Genomic DNA, 2745 nt, shown 5'->3' with positions numbered 1-2745 from the left:
ACTGGATGGAGCAAGAGCAGGAACGCGGGATCACCATCACGTCGGCTGCGACCACAACCTTCTGGGAGCGCACCGAGGACGGCAAGACAGCCGAAACCGAGAAGCACCGCCTGAACATCATCGACACCCCTGGCCACGTTGACTTCACCATTGAAGTTGAGCGTTCGCTTGCGGTTCTCGACGGTGCTGTCTGTGTGTTGGATGCAAACGCCGGTGTTGAGCCTCAAACCGAAACCGTGTGGCGTCAGGCGGATCGCTACAAGGTTCCGCGCATGGTCTTTGTCAACAAGATGGACAAGATCGGTGCCGACTTCTTCAACTGCGTGCGCATGATCGAAGACCGCACCGGTGCCCGTGCTGTGCCCGTCGGTATTCCGATCGGTGCCGAGACCGAGCTGGAAGGTCTGGTTGATCTGGTCACCATGGAAGAATGGCTGTGGCAGGGCGAAGATCTGGGCGCCTCCTGGATCAAGGCACCAATCCGTGCCGAGCTGCAGGGCATGGCCGCCGAGTGGCGCGAGAAGATGATCGAAGCCGCCGTCGAGCAAGACGACGACGCGATGGAAGCCTATCTTGAAGGCAACGAACCCGACGTTCCCACGCTGCGCAAACTGCTGCGCAAGGGCACGCTGGCGCTGGACTTCGTTCCGGTTCTGGGTGGCTCGGCCTTTAAGAACAAAGGTGTCCAGCCGCTGCTGAACGCCGTGATCGACTACCTGCCCAGCCCGCTGGATGTTGTCGACTACATGGGCTTCAAACCCGGTGACGAAAGCGAAGAACGTAACATCGCCCGCCGCGCGGATGATGACATGGCGTTCTCGGGCCTTGCGTTCAAAATCATGAACGACCCATTTGTGGGTTCGCTGACATTCGTGCGCATCTACTCTGGCACCCTGAACAAGGGCGACTCGATGTTGAACTCGACCAAGGGCAACAACGAGCGCGTTGGTCGTATGATGATGATGCACTCGAACGACCGTGACGAGATCACTGAAGCCTATGCCGGCGACATCATCGCGTTGGGTGGTCTGAAGAACACCACAACCGGTGACACGCTGTGCGACAAGGGTGATCCGGTGGTTCTGGAAACGATGAACTTCCCTGATCCGGTGATCGAGATCGCGGTTGAGCCCAAAACCAAGGGCGACCAAGAGAAGATGTCTCAGGGTCTGGCCCGTCTGGCTGCCGAAGACCCGTCCTTCCGCGTGGAAACTGACCTGGAAAGCGGTCAGACCATCATGAAGGGCATGGGCGAACTTCACCTCGATATCCTCGTGGATCGTCTGAAGCGTGAGTTCAAGGTCGAAGCCAACATCGGTGCACCCCAGGTGGCCTACCGCGAGACCATCGGTCACGAGGTCGAGCACACCTACACCCACAAGAAACAGTCGGGTGGTTCGGGTCAGTTTGCCGAGGTGAAAATGATCATCACCCCGACAGAGCCAGGCGAAGGTTACTCGTTCGAGAGCCGCATCGTTGGTGGTGCCGTGCCGAAGGAATACATCCCCGGCGTTGAAAAAGGCATCAATTCGGTCATGGATAGCGGTCCGCTCGCGGGCTTCCCCGTTATCGACTTCAAGGTTGCCCTGATCGACGGTAAATTCCACGACGTTGACTCCAGCGTTCTGGCCTTCGAAATCGCGGCCCGCATGGGTATGCGCGAAGGCATGAAGAAAGCTGGTGCCAAGCTGCTCGAGCCGATCATGAAGGTCGAGGTCATCACACCTGAAGAATATACCGGTGGTATCATCGGTGACCTGACATCGCGTCGGGGTCAGGTGTCTGGCCAGGAGAACCGCGGCAACGCCATCGCCATCGATGCGATGGTGCCGCTGGCCAATATGTTCGGCTACATCAACACCCTGCGTTCGATGTCGTCGGGCCGTGCCCAGTTCACCATGCAATTCGACCACTACGATCCCGTACCGCAGAATATCAGCGACGAGATCCAGGCGAAATACGCCTGATCAGCTAGGAAACGGTTTGGTGGCTGTCGTGCTTAACAAATACAAATTATCGATCATGCTGGTCCCGAAAGGGGCCAGCACGACGATTAAGCACGTGGCGTTCGAGATTGAGAACGGGTACCCGTTCAAACCCTTTTTCTCCAATAGCCGCCGCCGTCAGATCCATCACCTTTATCAGTCCCGCTTGTTCAAGTTTGACCGGGATATGGTGAACTGGAAAAACGCCGTGTTCGCTGTCATCCGCGACCCCGTCGAACGGCTTTTGTCATGCCATTCCAATCGTGTTCTGCACCTTGGAGAACTGGATAAGCTGGACCTGACGGAAGAAGATCACGGGAAGGGCGTCACAGTGCGGCCTTCGTTTGGAACGTTCGTGGCGCATCTGCACCGGTATCGGGAGCTGTCTGACAAGATCAAGCATCACAGCTTGCCGATGGAGCGTTTTTTAGGCGGGCGCGCCGACCGTTATACCCGCATTTTCGACTCTGCGGATTTGTCGGAATTCTGGGCCATGCTCCGTGAACGGGTCGGTGCGTTGCCACAAATCCCGCGGGAGCAAACCGGCGGGCGCGACCTGAAAGAACGCAGTATCTCTGAACAGACCCTTGATCGGATCAAGCAGATTTACGCACGGGACTATGACATTTTCGGGGATTTTTTGGCCCCGAAGGAAAGCACATTTGCAGTCAACTGACTGCATTGGAAACGTAAAAGGAGGCCATCATGGCAAAGGAAAAGTTTGAACGTACGAAGCCGCACGTTAACATTGGCACGATTG

At 56.9% G+C, this 2745-nt stretch carries 2 protein-coding genes; both read left to right on the top strand.

Annotation, left to right across the window (positions count from 1 at the left end; translation table 11 throughout):
* Nucleotides 1-1967, top strand: a 1967-nt coding sequence (gene fusA, locus AC6RA8_RS22015; protein WP_500355912.1) for an elongation factor G, incomplete at its 5' end; no start/stop codon positions are given.
* 19 nt (nt 1968-1986) lie between these two features.
* Nucleotides 1987-2661, top strand: a complete 675-nt coding sequence (locus tag AC6RA8_RS22010) for a sulfotransferase family 2 domain-containing protein (protein ID WP_500355910.1) — start codon at nt 1987-1989, stop codon at nt 2659-2661.
* Nucleotides 2662-2745 lie beyond the last annotated feature (84 nt).

This window comes from Tateyamaria sp., from assembly GCF_059783535.1.
The sequence above is the reverse complement of the archived record's forward strand: the minus strand, read 5'-3'. Positions and strand labels throughout refer to the sequence as shown.